At 69.6% G+C, this 14,454-nt stretch carries 11 protein-coding genes; 6 read left to right on the top strand and 5 right to left on the bottom strand.

The features are described 5' to 3' along the window. Window positions 1–222: 222 nt before the first annotated feature. The 6 genes from SSP08S_RS20600 to SSP08S_RS20575 are packed head-to-tail and all read left to right on the top strand — an operon-like array spanning window position 223 to window position 6,373. Complete coding sequence (locus SSP08S_RS20600; RefSeq protein WP_019069518.1) at window positions 223–1,314, top strand: sugar ABC transporter substrate-binding protein; 1,092 nt, start codon at window positions 223–225, stop codon at window positions 1,312–1,314. 38 nt (window positions 1,315–1,352) lie between these two features. After that, the gene (locus SSP08S_RS20595; protein ID WP_019069517.1) at window positions 1,353–2,441 is read left to right on the top strand and encodes a mandelate racemase/muconate lactonizing enzyme family protein; all 1,089 of its coding nucleotides are present in this window, start codon (window positions 1,353–1,355) and stop codon (window positions 2,439–2,441) included. Further along, window positions 2,438–3,502 carry an ABC transporter permease gene (locus SSP08S_RS20590; protein WP_019069516.1) on the top strand — a complete coding sequence of 355 codons (1,065 nt, stop codon included), beginning with the start codon at window positions 2,438–2,440 and terminating at the stop codon, window positions 3,500–3,502. Before SSP08S_RS20595 ends, SSP08S_RS20590 begins: the two co-directional genes overlap by 4 nt. Beyond that, window positions 3,499–4,530: an ABC transporter permease gene (locus tag SSP08S_RS20585; RefSeq protein WP_019069515.1), complete on the top strand. Its 1,032-nt coding sequence runs from the start codon at window positions 3,499–3,501 to the stop codon at window positions 4,528–4,530. The genes SSP08S_RS20590 and SSP08S_RS20585 overlap by 4 nt, the downstream gene beginning before the upstream one ends. Further along, a complete protein-coding gene (locus SSP08S_RS20580) occupies window positions 4,527–6,053 on the top strand; it encodes a sugar ABC transporter ATP-binding protein (RefSeq protein ID WP_019069514.1) in 1,527 nt (508 codons plus the stop codon). Before SSP08S_RS20585 ends, SSP08S_RS20580 begins: the two co-directional genes overlap by 4 nt. Beyond that, window positions 6,050–6,373: an L-rhamnose mutarotase gene (locus SSP08S_RS20575; protein ID WP_026178675.1), complete on the top strand. Its 324-nt coding sequence runs from the start codon at window positions 6,050–6,052 to the stop codon at window positions 6,371–6,373. Before SSP08S_RS20580 ends, SSP08S_RS20575 begins: the two co-directional genes overlap by 4 nt. Here the strand turns inward: SSP08S_RS20575 and SSP08S_RS20570 are convergent. The 5 genes from SSP08S_RS20570 to SSP08S_RS20550 form a co-directional block, all read right to left on the bottom strand. Further along, window positions 6,363–7,082 (bottom strand): GntR family transcriptional regulator, encoded by a 720-nt coding sequence (locus SSP08S_RS20570; protein ID WP_019069512.1) that lies wholly within the window; start codon window positions 7,080–7,082, stop codon window positions 6,363–6,365. The genes SSP08S_RS20575 and SSP08S_RS20570 overlap by 11 nt on opposite strands. Window positions 7,083–7,162: 80 nt before the next feature. Continuing rightward, window positions 7,163–8,722 carry an MFS transporter gene (locus tag SSP08S_RS55595; RefSeq protein WP_043259556.1) on the bottom strand — a complete coding sequence of 520 codons (1,560 nt, stop codon included), beginning with the start codon at window positions 8,720–8,722 and terminating at the stop codon, window positions 7,163–7,165. 91 nt (window positions 8,723–8,813) lie between these two features. Further along, window positions 8,814–12,113: a TIM-barrel domain-containing protein gene (locus SSP08S_RS20560; protein ID WP_086021980.1), complete on the bottom strand. Its 3,300-nt coding sequence runs from the start codon at window positions 12,111–12,113 to the stop codon at window positions 8,814–8,816. 202 nt (window positions 12,114–12,315) lie between these two features. Beyond that, entirely contained in the window at window positions 12,316–13,896 is a 1,581-nt protein-coding gene (locus SSP08S_RS20555; RefSeq protein WP_078532469.1) for a flavin-containing monooxygenase, read from the bottom strand. A 2-nt stretch (window positions 13,897–13,898) separates the two neighbouring features. After that, entirely contained in the window at window positions 13,899–14,363 is a 465-nt protein-coding gene (locus tag SSP08S_RS20550; RefSeq protein WP_245607920.1) for a cupin domain-containing protein, read from the bottom strand. Window positions 14,364–14,454: the final 91 nt, after the last annotated feature.

Here is a 14,454-nt window from a genome sequence, read left to right as displayed (position 1 = left end):
GTGTGGGGACGAACGCTACGGCCAGTCATCCTAGGCGCTCTTGGCTGTCAACTCGCCGTGCTCAAGAGTTTGCTTTCCTATACGATTTTTTAGGTCACCAGGCGTTTCGAAGATCAGGAATGCTTCCATTCCCGCCTGCCGTTGCCGCAAGCCTTGACGCACAAGGGTTCCTGCCCCACGATCGCCGCATCCATTTCCTATTTGATTTGGCGAGGGCCGGGCATGCGCTTCCCCACCAGATCCGTCCTGCCCGCAGTTGTCGCCGTCGTGCTGCTCAGCGCCGGGACGACGGCCTGCACCTACCGCAACTCGGGTTCCCAGTCGGCCGGTTCGGCCTCTTCTGCCGCGCGGACGGGCGGCGGCGCCGACCTCGTGGACGGCTCCGGGACCAAGGTCGCCCTGGTGCCGGGCGGCGCCCACCCCTACTTCCAGCCCTGGAAGACCGCGGGCGCCACCGCGAAGAAGACCTACGACCTCGGCGCCGTAGCCTTCGACGAGACGGCCGAGTGGGACCAGCAGAAGCAGAACAACCTGCTGTCCACACTGGCGGCGCGCGGCTACAACGCGTTCGGGGTGTTCGGCGTCTCCCCCACCGACATCAACTCGACCTTCGCGGACCTCAGGTCCCAGGGTTTCCCGGTGGCTTCGCTCGGTTCCTGCCCCGCCGGTGACAAGGACGAGGCCGACTTCTGTCTTTCGACGGACGTCCGACTGGCCGCCTACAAAGCCGCGAAGGCGGCGATCGCGGCCATGGGCGGCCACGGCGTGCTGGTCCATCTGACCGGCAACAACGTGGACGCCAATACCCAGTTGAGGATCAAGGGCGTCGGCCGGGCCGTGCGGGAGACGGGCGGCAAGGTGAAGCTCCTGCAGACCATCACCGACATCGACACCGACCTGCAGACCGCGCAGAAGGCGGTGTCCGACCTGATGGCGGCCAAGGGCGAGCAGATCACGGGCATCGTCGCCACCGCCTACAACCCCGCCGTCGCCGCGGCGGATGTCGTCAAGTCGTCCGGTTCGAAGGCGAAGGTCGTCGCCATCGACGACGACGCCAAGATCCTGAGCGGCATCAGGCAGAGCACGGTCACGGCGACCGTCGTGCAGAACCCGGTCGGCCAGGCCGAGATCGGCACCTGGGCCCTGGCGCTCCTGCAGACGAAACAGTGCTCCGTGCGCGATCCCGGCGTACGGGTGGACTCCGGTTCGTTCGTCGTCGACATGGCGAACGTCTCGGCCTACGACACCGCGCGGCAGGCGAAGACGGCCCAGCTGAAGCAGCAGTTCGCCGACGAGATCCTCAACTGCGGCTGACCTCCACCAATCCCCACGACAGAAATCGGAACCGCCGGATGAGCATCATCACGACCGCGACCGCCAGGCTGGTCGACATCGCCGTCGAGCAGGACCGCACCGACGCCGTGCAGTCGTTCGTCAAGCAGGAGACGATCCTGGTCGACGTGGAGACCTGGGACGGCGCCAAGGGAACCGGCTACTCCTACACCATCGGCACCGGCGGCACCTCCGTACTGGCGCTCCTGCGCGACCACTTGCTGCCCGCCCTCGTCGGACAGGACGCCCGCAACATCGAGGCGCTGTGGCAGCGGCTGTTCGCGCTGACCCGGGCGACCACCACCGGAGCCATCACCTCGCTCGCCCTCGCCGCCGTGGACACCGCCCTGTGGGACCTGCGCTCCAGGCGGACCGCCGAGCCCCTGTGGCGACTGGCCGGCGGCCACCGCCAGGAGGTGCCGGTCTACGACACCGAGGGCGGCTGGCTCCATCTGAGCACCGAGGAACTGGTCAAAGGCGCCCTGCGCGCCCAGGAGTCGGGCTGGGCGGGCGTGAAGATCAAGGTCGGCAAGCCGCATCCCGACGAGGACGCGGAACGGCTGCGTGCCGTACGCGAGGCGGTCGGCCCTTCGCTGCACATCATGACCGACGCCAACCAGTCGCAGACGGGCTCCTCGGTGCTGCGGCTCGCGGCGGCGCTGGAGCCGTACGACCCGTACTGGCTGGAGGAGCCGCTGCCCGCGGACGACATCAGCGGGCACGCCCGGCTCGCGGCGGCGACCCGCATCCCGGTCGCCGTGGGCGAGTCCATGTACTCGCTCATGCAGTTCCGCTCCTATCTCGAGTCCGGCGCCGCCTCCGTCGTACAGGTCGACGCCGCCCGGATCGGTGGCATCACACCCTGGCTGAAGGTCGCGCACCTGGCGGAGAGCCACAACGTCATGGTCTGCCCGCACTTCCTCATGGAGCTGCACGTCAGCCTCGCCGCGGCGGTGCCCAACGGCCAATACGTCGAGTACATACCGCAGTTGAGGGCGGTGACCCGCACCGAGCTGACCATCCGGGACGGCATGGCGGTGGCCCCGGACGTACCGGGCATCGGCATCGACTGGGACCCGGACGCGCTGGACGACCGGAGGGTGGCGTGACGACCGCCGTCGGCCCGCCGGACACCGTCACGGAGGAGCGAACGGCACCACGACGCCTCCCCTTCTGGGTCAATCAACGCCTCGGCCTGCTGCTCCTGGTCGTCGCGCTCAGCGTCCTGTTCGGGGTACTGCGCCCGGCGTTCCTGGACCAACGGCTGGTGCTCTTCCCGCTGTTGCGGGACATCTCCACCCTGACCGTGGTCGCGCTCGCCCAGATGGTCGCCCTGTCCGTGGGCCACATGAACCTCGCGGTCGGCCGCATGGCGGCCTTCGGCGCGCTCTTCGCGGGCCTCGGCTACGACCGTCTCGGCGTCCCCATGCAGGTGGGCCTGCTCGTGTGCCTGGCCGCCGGTGCGGCCGTCGGCGCGCTCACCGGCTGGCTCATCGCCCGCACCGGAGTCAGCTCCTTCGTCGTCACCCTGGCCATGGACTTCGCCCTGCTGGGCCTGGTCTCCCTGCTCTACTCGGCCCTCACCGACGACGCCGCGTTCACCACCCACCCCTCCGGCATCGACGCCCTGCGCTCCTACTCCCTCGCCGACATCTGCGCGGGCCCGATCTGCGGCTCCCCCGCCGTCCCGCAGATCGCCCAGTTCACCGTCCTCGCCATGCTCGGCCTCGGCTTCCTCTACGGCAGTACGCGCATCGGCCGTGAACTGCTGCTCACCGGCGCGAACCCGGCCGCCGCCGAACTGTCCGGCATCCCCACCGGGCGTCGGGTCGTGCTCGCGCACACGCTGTCCGGGCTGCTCGCCGCGCTGGCAGGGTTCATGGCGGCGGCCGGCACAGGTACGTTCCGCGCCTCGATCGGCGACGACTTCATGCTGCCGTCCTTCCTCGGCGCGGTGCTCGGCGGAACCCTGCTCACCGGCGGGGTGGTGTCGGTGCTCGGCACGCTGCTGGGCACCGCGCTGGTCGGGGTGATCCGCAAGGGGCTCGATCTGCTCGGCGTCGGCCTGGAGAGCCTGAACATCTACCTCGGCTGTGTCCTGCTGCTGGCCCTGTCGGCCGACCGGATCCGCGCCGTGGTGTCCTATCGGAAGGTGGTGCGCTCCACATGAACACACCGGCTGATCAAGGGAGTTGGGCCGCCGGGGCGCTGCGCCGGTTCTCACGTTCCACCGCGGCGATGCTGCTCGCCGTGGTCGTGGCCGGCTATGCGGCACTGGGCATCGCCTCGTCGGGGGCCTTCTTCGAGGGCCCCTCGGTGCGGGTGTTCCTCCAGTACCTGGCCACGCCCATCCTCATCGGTCTGGCCCAGATGGTGGCGCTGTGCGTGGGCCAACTCAACCTCGCCGTCGGCGCGTTGGGCGGTTTCACCGCCTGCCTCATGGGTGTCCTGATGGCCGACCACGATGTTCCCGCCGAAGTCGCCGTGCTCGTGGGCCTGTTGACCGCGACGGCCGTCGGCCTGGCGACCGGAGTCGTCATCGTCGCCACGCGGATCAACGGCTTCATCGTCACCCTCGCCACGATGACGATCCTGCTCGGAGCGCAGTACCGGCTCACCGGCACCCGTACCGTCGACGGCTACTCGCGCACCCTGCGCGACCTGGGCACGTCGGCGCCGCTGAACATCCCGCTCGTCTTCGTCACCGCGCTCGTCGCGGCGGCGGCGCTGGCCGCCTTCATGTACCGCACGGTCGCGGGCCGACGGCTCCTCGCCGCGGGCGGCAACCCCCTCGCCGCCCGGCTGTCCGGGATCTCCACCGACCGGCAGATCGTCGTCGCGCACACGCTGTCCGGGCTGCTGGTCGGTGTGGCCGCGGTGACGGCCACGGCCTCGCTGCCGGGCGTCAACCGCAGCGTCGCCGGCGACTGGCTGCTGCCGAGCTTCGCCGCGCCGATCATCGGAGGCGTGGCGCTCACCGGCGGTTCGGTCGCGGTGCTCGGGACCGTGCTGGCGGCCTTCGTGACCCGGCTCATCGACGCGGCGCGGGCGCAGTTCTCGCTGGATCCGAGCTGGGTGAACCTCCTCATCGGCCTGGTGGTCCTGGGGACGGTCGCCGGTGGCCGGCTGCACCAGACCCGCCTGGAGAAGAGCCCGCAGTCACCAACTGCCCTGCCACAGACGGGAGGTGCCCAGTGACCGGGACAGTTCTGCTCGAATGCGACGACCTGGTCAAGGTGTTCCCCGGCGTACGGGCGCTGGACGGCGTGGGCCTTCGGCTGACCGCCGGCACCGTCCACGCTCTCCTCGGCGAGAACGGCGCCGGCAAGTCCACCCTCATCAAGGTCCTGACCGGAGTCCACTCCCCCGACGGCGGCACACTCACCTGGTGCGGCCAACAGGTCCAGCTCCGCTCGCCGTTGGAGGCGACCCGCACCGGTATCGGTGTCGTCCACCAGGAACGCAATCTGATCCCGGGCTTCTCTGTGGCGGAGAACATCACCCTGCAACACCCGCCCTCCCACTACGGCCTGATCGACCGTCAGGCCATGACCGCACCCGCCCTGGCATGCCTCGCGGAGCTGGGAGTCGACCTCGATCCGCACCAACCGGTACGTGAACTGTCCGTGGCCCAGCAGCAGTTGGTGGAGATCGCCAAGGCCCTCCACACCGAGAGCCGGGTGCTGCTGCTGGACGAACCCACCGCCTCCCTCTCCCCGCAGGAGGCGGAGCACCTCTTCGAGGTCGTCAGGCGACTGGCCGGGCAGGGTGCCTGTGTGGTCTTCGTCAGCCACAAGCTGGAGGAGGTCTTCGCGGTCTGCGACACGGTCACCGTGCTGCGCGACGGGAGGTCGGTCCTGGAGTCCGCACCGCTGGCCGAGCACACCCACGACGACATCGTCGGCCTCATGGTGGGCCGCGCCCATACGGCAACGGAGCTGCGCCCACGCACGGTTGACCGCTCCGCCACTCCAACTCTCGTCCTGGACGCGGTGTCCACGGCCGGCGGACACCGCGACATCAGCCTGGAGGTCCGCCCCGGGGAGATCGTCGGCCTCTACGGCCTGGTCGGCGCCGGGCGCAGCGAGTTGGTGAAGGCGGTGCTCGGCCTGGACCGCATCACCGGCGGCGAGGTCCGCGTGCACGGCACACCCGCCCGCATCACCTCACCGCGTCAGGCCCTGCACGAGTTCGGCATCGGATACGTCACCGAGAACCGCAAGGAGGAGGGCGTCTTCCTGGAGCAGCCCGTCGTCCGCAACATCACGGTGACGGTGTGGCAGCGGCTCGCCAAGGCCTTCGGGTTCGTGTCGGCGCGCGAGGAGCGCGACACCGCGCAGGATCTCGTCGACCGGCTCGGCATCCGGGTCTCGGGGCTCCAGCAGAACGCCGGTGAACTCTCGGGCGGGAACCAGCAGAAGGTCAGCCTCGCCAAGTGGCTTGCCGCGGATACCAAGTTGCTCGTCATCGACGAACCGACGGTGGGCGTGGACGTCCGTACCAAGCGGGCCTTCCACGAACTGATCTGGGACCTGGCCGCCGACGGCCTGCCCATCCTCCTCATCAGCAGCGACCTCGCGGAGATGGTCACTCTCGCCGACCGCATCGTCGTCATGACGGACCACCGCGTGCGTGGCGAGGTCGACAACGACCACGACTACGACCGGGTGAGCGGCCGGGTCATCCGCCTGATCCACGACCGCGACGCGGTGCGCTCATGAGGCGGGTGGCCCAGGTGATCGCCGTACGCCCGGAACTGCTGGACGAATACCGGGAGTTGCACCGGGCCGTGCCCGAGCCGGTGCTCGACCGGATCCGGCGCAGCCACATCTCCAACTACTCGATCCATCTGCTGGGCGACCGCCTGTTCAGCTACTTCGAGTACGACGGCGACGATCTCGCGGCGGACCTGGCAGCGATGGCCGAGGACGAGGCCACCCGGCAGTGGTGGCAGCTCACCGCGCCCTGCCAGGTGCCCGTGCCGGAAGCGGCGCCCGGTGAATGGTGGGCCACGGCGGAGCAGGTGTTCCTCATGGAGTAGCCGACCCGTCGTCGAGCTGCCGCTCCAGGCTCCGGGTGAGGTGCTCCGTCATCGCCTCGGCCGCCCGCTCGGGGTTGCGGCGCAGGATCGCGCGGACGATCCGTTCGTGCTCCGCGACGGTCGGGCCCTCGGCGCCGACCACCTTGCTGAGCCGGAAGATGTGCAGATGGGCGTGGAGCCGTTCCACCGCGTCCGCGAGCAGCGGCCGGTGGGTGGCCTGTCCGATCGCCTCGTGGAAACGCTGGTCGAGAGCGGCGAAGTCGCGGTAGGACGCGTACCGGCCCTTGGGGCTCGGGTGGGCCTGGAGCTCCTCGACGATCCGCTCCAGGCCGTCGAGTTGTGCCTCGGTGGCGTTGATCGCGGCCAGCGCGGCCGCCTTGGGTTCCAACAGCAGCCGCATCTCGAAGAGTTCCTCGAGGCCCCGGCGGGTCAGCAACTGTGTGGCCCGGTATCCGGAGAGCGCGCGCTTCACGACCAGGCCCTCGGACTCCAGCCGGGCCAGCGCCTCCCGGACGGGGGTCGGCGAGACCTTGAGCGCCCGGGCCAGCGAATCGATGCCGACCCGTGCGCCGGGGGCGATCTCGTGGTCCATGACCATCGCCTTGATGCGCTCGTACACACTGTCCGACAGCGCCTGCCGGACGGGCGGCACGCTCAGCTCACCGCCTTCGTCCGGAACCCCGGCCACGGAAGGGCTGTGCGGCGGCATCCCCACTCCCCTTCAAGGCTTGCTGTGTCCGCCCAGTTTAGCCAGTGCCGGGTGGGCGCAGCGGGACACCCAGGGAGCTGTCACCCCGCCTCCGCCGGCACCGCCGCTTCCCCGCTCTTCTCGGTCAGGTCGAGGCTGCTGCGCAGGCTGACCGGCTTCAGCAGGATCGCGGCGATCACCGCGAGCAGGGCCGCCCCGGCGGAGAGCAGGAAGATCTGCGCGGTGGCGTCGCCGTAGGCGGCACGGACGATCTCCCGCACGGTGACGGCGTCCGATCCGGTGGCGGTGCTGCGCAGTCCCGCGTCGGCGAGACCGTGCGAGATCTGGTCCTGGACGTGCCGGGCCAGTACGGCGCCGAGCACGGAGACACCGATCGTGCCGCCGAGCGAGCGGAAGAAGGACACCGTGGAGCTGGCCGCGCCGATGTCCTTCAGCGGCACGGTGTTCTGCACGACGAGCACCAGGTTCTGCAGCGTCATCCCGACGCCCATCCCGACGCAGAGCATCTCCACGCTCAGCAGCAGGATCGGCGTCCTGGAGTCGAGCGTGCCGAGACCGGTGAAGCCGACCGTGAGCAGGACGGCGCCGGTGATGATGAACGGCTTGATCTTCCCGGTCCTGCTGATCAGCCGCCCCGCGACCGTGGACGCGATGAGGATGCCCGCCATCATCGGAATGGTCAGCAGACCGGCCTCGGTCGGACTGTGCCCGCGGCTGAGCTGGAAGTACTGGCTGAGGAAGACGGCGGCGCCGAACATCGCCGTACCGACGGCGAGGCTGCCGACGATCGCCAGAGCGGTCGTCCGCTGCCGCACGATGCCGAGTGGTACGACGGGTTCGGCGGCCCGCGACTCCACCCACACGGCGACGGCGATCAGCGCCAGCCCGCCGCCGACCATGGCCGCGGTCTGCCAGGAGGCCCAGCCGAAGGAGTTGTCGACGAAGGACACCCACACCAGCAGCACACTGACTCCGGCGGCGATCAGGGTCGCGCCCAGGTAGTCGATCCTGACGTTCTCACGGCGGATGACGGGCAGATTGAGCGTCCGCTGGAGCAGGAACAGGGAAACGACGGCGATCGGCACGCCGATGAAGAAGCACCACCGCCACCCCAGCCACGAGGTGTCGACGATGACCCCGCCGAGCAGCGGCCCGCCGATGGTCGACGTCGCGGTGACACTGCTCAGGTAGCCGCTGTAGCGACCGCGCTCGCGGGGCGGGATCATCGCCGCCAGGGATATCTGGACGAGGGCCTGCACACCTCCGACGCCCACGCCCTGCAGGGCCCGCGAGGCGATGAGCTGCCCCGCGGTCTGGCTGATCCCGGAGGCCACGGCCCCCAGCACGAACACGGCGATGGACGCCTGCACGAGGGTCTTCTTGCTGAACAGGTCGGCGAGCTTGCCCCAGATCGGTGTCGTCGCCGTGGTGGTGAGGAGGGTCGCGGTGACGACCCACGTGTACTGGGTCTGCGATCCGTGCACCGCCCCGATGATCTTCGGCAGCGCGCTGGAGACGACCGTACTGCTGAGGGTCGACACGAACAGCGCGAGCAGCAGCCCGCTGAGCGCCTTCAGCACCTTGCGCCGGGCCGCGGGGGACGTCTCCGTGGGACCCGCCCCGTTCACTGCCGTGCTCATCCGACGAACCCCCAGCGACCAGTTCGCTATACACCGCGTATAGCAACATCGCCTCACCATACATGGCGTATAGCGACGGGAGACAGTGCCGTCATGTTCGACCCGCTGGGAGGCTGTACGTCACGGTGATCGACGCGTGCGGGCTGCGCGGCGGCAGCGTGAGCGTCAAAGTGTGGGTCGTTCGGTCGAAGTGGTAGTTGTCGGGGGACAGTTGGAGCCCTCCTGCACGCACGGTGCTCGGGGCGGTGACGACGCCGAGCAGAGAGACGGTCCACTGCCGGGTGCCGACCTGGCCGTGGAAGGTCCCGGTGCTGGGACCGATCGTCAACGTGCGCCTGGCGCCGTTCTCCCGGTACCGGATCCTCGTGGTGGCCGTGTGGCCGCGCCCGGTGGTGGTTCCGTCGTCCTCGTAGAGGGAGAAGGAGCCGGAGGCGCCCGCGGCGACCGTGAGCGTGACCTTGGTCAGCGGGGCCTTGTCGTCGCTGGTGACGTTGTGCGTGCGGGTCGGCACGACGGAGCCCGCCTTGACGAACACCGGCATGGTGTCGAGGCCGGAGGTGATGTTCTGGGTGGTGCCGCCGGCGTAGGTCTGTCCGGTGAAGTAGTCGGTCCACTGGGTGCCGGGCGGGAACCACACCGAGGTCGTGGCCGTGGTGCCGGGTGAAGTGACGGGAGCGACGAGCATGTCGGGGCCGTAGAAGTACTCGCTGCCCGAAGTGGCGTACGCCTGCGGCTCGTCGGGGTATTCCAGGTAGGTCGGGCGGGTGACGGGGACGCCGGTGGTGCTGGCCTGCTGGGCGAGTGAGTAGGTGTAGGGCACCAGGTTCTCGCGCAGGTTGAGGAACTTGTCCGCCGAGGCGCGGGCCGCGCTGCCGTACTGCCAGGGCAGCCGGTCGCTGTGGTTGCTGTGCAGGCGGTCGATGGGCTGGAAGGTGCCGAGCTGGACCCAGCGGGCGTACATGTCGTCGGGGAGTTTGTGCGTGGTGTGGGTCGTGCCGTCGGAGGTGTAGGTCTCCGAACCGGTCAGGTTCGTGGTGTCGTTGTGGCCGCCGATGTCGTGGCTGATCGCCGACAGGCCGGTGGCCGCCGCTTCGCCGGGCGTGTAGCCGACCTCCGCCTTCAGGGTGCCCCAGGTGGAGGAGGTGTCGCCGGTGAAGTGGACGGTGGTGCGCTTGTCGGCCCACGGACCGGTCGGCAGACCCTGCTGGCCGCTGTAGCCGCCCGCCTGGAGGGAGCCGTAGGCGCGGGAGACGACGAAGCCGCGGCCGATGGTCTTGTCGGAGTCGGTCGCGTACTGCTGGTTGATCCATGCGTCGGGCGTGACGCCGGGCACCGACGACTGGGAGTTGTCGCAGCACCAGTCCGGCCACCAGAAGTCGTTGCCCTGCTGGTCCATGGTCTGGTGCAGGTCCATGTACGCCTTGAGCTGGTCGGGGTCGCCCCAGTCGAAGGTGTAGCAGTCCCCCGGCCCGCTGTTCGCGGAGGGGGCGCAACCGCCCTTGCGCAGCTTGCCCTTGGCGGTCGCCTGGGCCTGGGCGAACTGCGGGTCGCCGCTGAGGATGCTCGGGTGGACGTTGAGCGTGTTGTGCAGGCCCTGGGCGGCGGACCAGTCGAAGAACCCTTTGGGATCAGGAAACTTGGACGTGTCGATCTCCCAACCGCTCCAGGTGTTCGGCGACTTGAAGTCGGTGTCGGTCACCAGGACGTCCAGGGGCACGCCCTCGGCGCGGAAGGCGGGCAGGATCCTGTTCTCGTAGTCGGCGGCGGTGCGGTCGATGTACTCCGAGTACCAGACGCCGTAGGCCCATTGGGGCAGGAGTCGGGACGGGCCGGTGAGGGTGGCCAGGTCGGACAGGGCCTGTTTGTAGTCGTGGCCGTAGCCGAAGACATAGCCGTCCTGGTACGGCGTGCCGCCGTGGGACGGGCGTGGGGTGACCTGGCGGGTGCCGGTGTCGTAGAGGGCCGAGACGGTGTCGTCGAGCAGGTACCAGCCGTCCTTGTACAGCAGGCCGGGCGTGGTGGCCGGTGTGCCGTTGTCGCCGTTGAAGCCGTCGAGGCTGCGGCGGTAGCCGCCGAGCGCCAAGTGCGGTTGCGGAGGCGGTGAGTCGGCGGCGGTGACGGAGACCGTGTCGAGGTTGACGTGGCAGCTCGCCGCGTCCGGACAGCCGACGGAGATGTCGTTCGCTCCGGCCTTGAGGGTGACCGGGACCGACGCCGTCTTCCAGGTGTCCCAGTTGCCGGTGACGGGCAGCGACAGGGTCCGCGTGGTGCCGCCAGAGGACACCGTCGCCGTACGGGTCTGGTTGAGACCGTCGCTGCCGGTGGCGTTGGCGTAGCGGACCTGCAACGCGTAGGTGCCGTCGGCCGGTACGCCGACCACGTGGGTCAACAGGCCTGCCCCCTGGTTCAGTTCGGCGAGAAAGCCGCTGCCGGAGTGGCCAGTGTGGTCGGTCGCCGTGATCGCCGAACCGGAGGCGCGGTCGGCCTCGGCCTCGCAGTTGACGCCGACTCCGCAGCCGGTGATCGCGGTCGTCGACGTCGGCGGATAGCCGTCGCCCTCGTCGACCAGAGCGACGCTGTCGATGTTGACGTCGCCGGAGTCCGCGGCGGTCCTCGTCAGCGCGATCGTGTGGTGGCCGGCGCCCAGTTGTACCGCGGCGCCCGCCAGACCCCAGGTGTTCCAGTTCGCGGTGACGGGCAGGCTCACCGACCGGTTCGCGCCGCCGTCCACCGACAGGGTGAGGGTGCGTGTCGTGTTCTGGCCGTCGCCGCCCAGGGAGTTGGCGTAGCGGATGTCGAACCGGTACGTCCCCGACGTGGCGACATCGACGTCGGCCGACAGGGAGTCGCCCGTCCCCTCGAAGCCGGCCAGGAATCCGGAGCCGGTATAACCGGAGTGGTCCGAGGCCACGCCCGGCCCGCTGTGCGGCAGTTGCTCGGCCTCGCACAGGGCGCCGAGGCCGCAGGTGAGCCGCTGCCACGGCGTGGCGTCGACGGACGACCCGCCGGCCGACAGGCGCACCGAGAGGTTCTGGGCGTCGAAGGGCCCGGAACCCACCTGGTACCGCAGGGTGAGCGCGCTCGTCCTGATGGTCAGCCAGCCGTCGGACGTACTCGAGGTGTACGAGGTCGGCGCGAACGCGGTGCGGCCGATCGCGTTGAACGTCGCGCCGTCGGTGAACTTCCCGTCCTGCGCGTACTCGGTGCGGATCAGGGTCGGGGACAGGATCTGGAAGCGCGCGTTGCCCGAAGTCACCGACGCCGTACGGTGGTTCGGCGACGCCTCTCCGGTACCGGTCACCGTCAGCGCCGCCAGGCTGCTCACCAGGGCGATGACCGCGAGGCGTCTTCGCAGGAAGCGCGTCGTGCGTAACGCCGATCTTCTTCTCATGGACAGCTCCGTCCTGAAGCGGGTGCGTCGGTCACCGTGCACGCCTGGTGGAAACTGCCGCCGTTCGACATCGTTGTCAAGCCCCGGCGTTCACATCCGTCGGCATCCGCGCGAGCGGGTCCGCCCCGGCACACGCGGGGCGTGTGCGCCGAGGCGGACGCCGGCGGCTTCGGGCAGGCGCGGTCCGGTCACTCGGTTCGTCTCAGCCCTGCGGCGAGGATCTCGTCAGGCTCTGGTCCGGCACGCTCCCCCGTCCTGGGCCGGTCACCATGCGGAGGTGCGATCGGTCCGGGTCTCCGGAGTCGGTCTCCGCCAGCCGCTTGAGCAGCATCGGGGTCAGTCCTCGGTACGCGGCCGGGTCGACCGGGCCGAGCCAGTGGGCGGCGCGGACGAGCGAGCTGATGTTGAGGCCGAGGTCGCTCAGTACTTCGTCGGCGTTGTGCATCGAGAACGGAATGATCTTGGTGCCGCGACAGTGGTGGGTGTCGGTGGCGCTGTCCATGAAGGCCAGTTGCTCGACGACGGCGTGCCGCATGGTCTCGGTGTCGGGTGTCTCGAGCGCGCCGGCGAGGTCGGCCGCGATCCACAGCGCCGCGAGCTCGGCGTTGAGCGGGCTGAAGAAGGAGGAGTTGTAGCCGTTGAAGTACAGGCCCGGGATCCCGAGAGGCAGGATCTGGCGGTAGAGCATGAAGTTGCCGCGCCCGTCGAGCAGTTGGGACCGCACCCGCTCGGGCAGGAACGGGACGCCCTGGGTGAAGCCGGTGGCGCAGACCACCAGGTCGGCGGGGAGCAGGGTGCCGTCGGAGAGGCGGGCGGAGGGGGCGCCGTCCACGACGAGGAGCTGCTCGATCGTGCGGTCCCGGTGGACGGTGATGTCGCCCGCCGTGACGGCCTCGAAGAATCCCTCGGTCGCGAGCCCGATGGCGCCGCGCACGATGTCCTCCATCGTTCCCTCGGGCACCAGGTCGAGCCGCTTGAGGCCGAGTTGACGTATCGACACGGTGCCGATGGAGTTGATCATCCGGCGGCGCAGGCCGTTGCCGGGGCCGTGCAGGAAGCGTTCGAAGCCGCGTGGGCGGATGTAGCGGAAAAGTCCCTCGCCGAGCCGGGTGAGCAGCAGCATCTTGAAGTTCAGTCGGCCGCCGATCTTCCGCGGGACCTTCCACAGCAGTTGGCGCGCGATCACATCGGTCCGGGCGGCGACGGCGCTGATCGGCACGGCCACGTCGCAGGCCGACTTGCCGTAGCCGACGACGAGGACGTTACGGCCGCGGGCCTGCTCGGCGTCGTGGAACTCGGTGCCCGCGCACACCACACCGCCGGCCTCGGTGAACTCCGCCAGGCCGTCGAACTTCGGTACGGCTGGTTCGCAGAACACCCCATTGGCGACGACGAGTTGATCGTAGGTCTCTGTGGTGTGCGTGCCCGTGGCGTCGCGGTACTCGACGTTCCAGGCGCCGTCGCCGGTCGGCCCGGCAGAGACCACCTCGGTGCTCAGGCGCAGTGCGGGTTCGAGTCCGAAGTGGGCGGTGTAGTCGGCGAGGTAGGACTGCACCTGGGCGCCGTCGGGCCACTCCGGGAAGTCCTTGGGCATGGGGAAGTCGGAGAAGGAGTACTGCGCCTTCGGGCTCTGTGTCGTCACTCCCGGGTAGCGGCGCGTACGGCTCCACACGCCGCCCACGTCCGGTGTCTTCTCGAACACGTGCGTCTGGTGCCCGGCCTGGGTGAGCACCTTCGCGGTGACCAGGCCGGCGACACCGGCGCCGATGATGGCGATTCTCATGGTCACGCGACCTCGGGCGGGAGTTGGAGCTCGATGCCGAAGTCGGCCATGATCTTCTTCATCAGCCCGATGTCCTTCGGTCCCGGCGGCATCTCCGCGAGCGCCTGGTAGTAGCCCTCCAGACCGGCGGGCGAGACGACGGAGATGACGCGCGACTCCTCCGGGTAGGGGTTGCGGAAGGCGTGGATCACATCGCGCGGCAGGTAGAGGTAGTCGCCGTGTTCGAGGACGAAGTCCCTGCCGCCGAGGTGGACGTCGAGCCGTCCGGCCAGGCAGATGAAGGACTCGTCCTCGCGCGTGTGCAGATGCGGCGGCGGTCCGTCGGTCTCCGGCGGGACCGTGTACTCGAACAGCGAGTACGCGTCGCGTGTCGCCGCGCCGTCCGCCTTGAGGGTGATGCCGAGCCCGATCGCCGCGATCTTGTGGCCGTCGCGGGAGGGCAGCATGTAGCCACCGCCTAGAGTCACCGTCGTCTCCTTCCGGTCGCCACCGCGGCCGTCCGACCGCGGCGCTGATCCGCTGCGCCCAGCGTGGTTTCGACGCGGTCGATGCGCAATG

Origin of the sequence: Streptomyces hokutonensis, from assembly GCF_000376565.1 — a bacterium.
Lineage (GTDB): Bacteria > Actinomycetota > Actinomycetes > Streptomycetales > Streptomycetaceae > Streptomyces > Streptomyces hokutonensis.
This window is presented reverse-complemented; position numbering and strand designations above follow the sequence as displayed.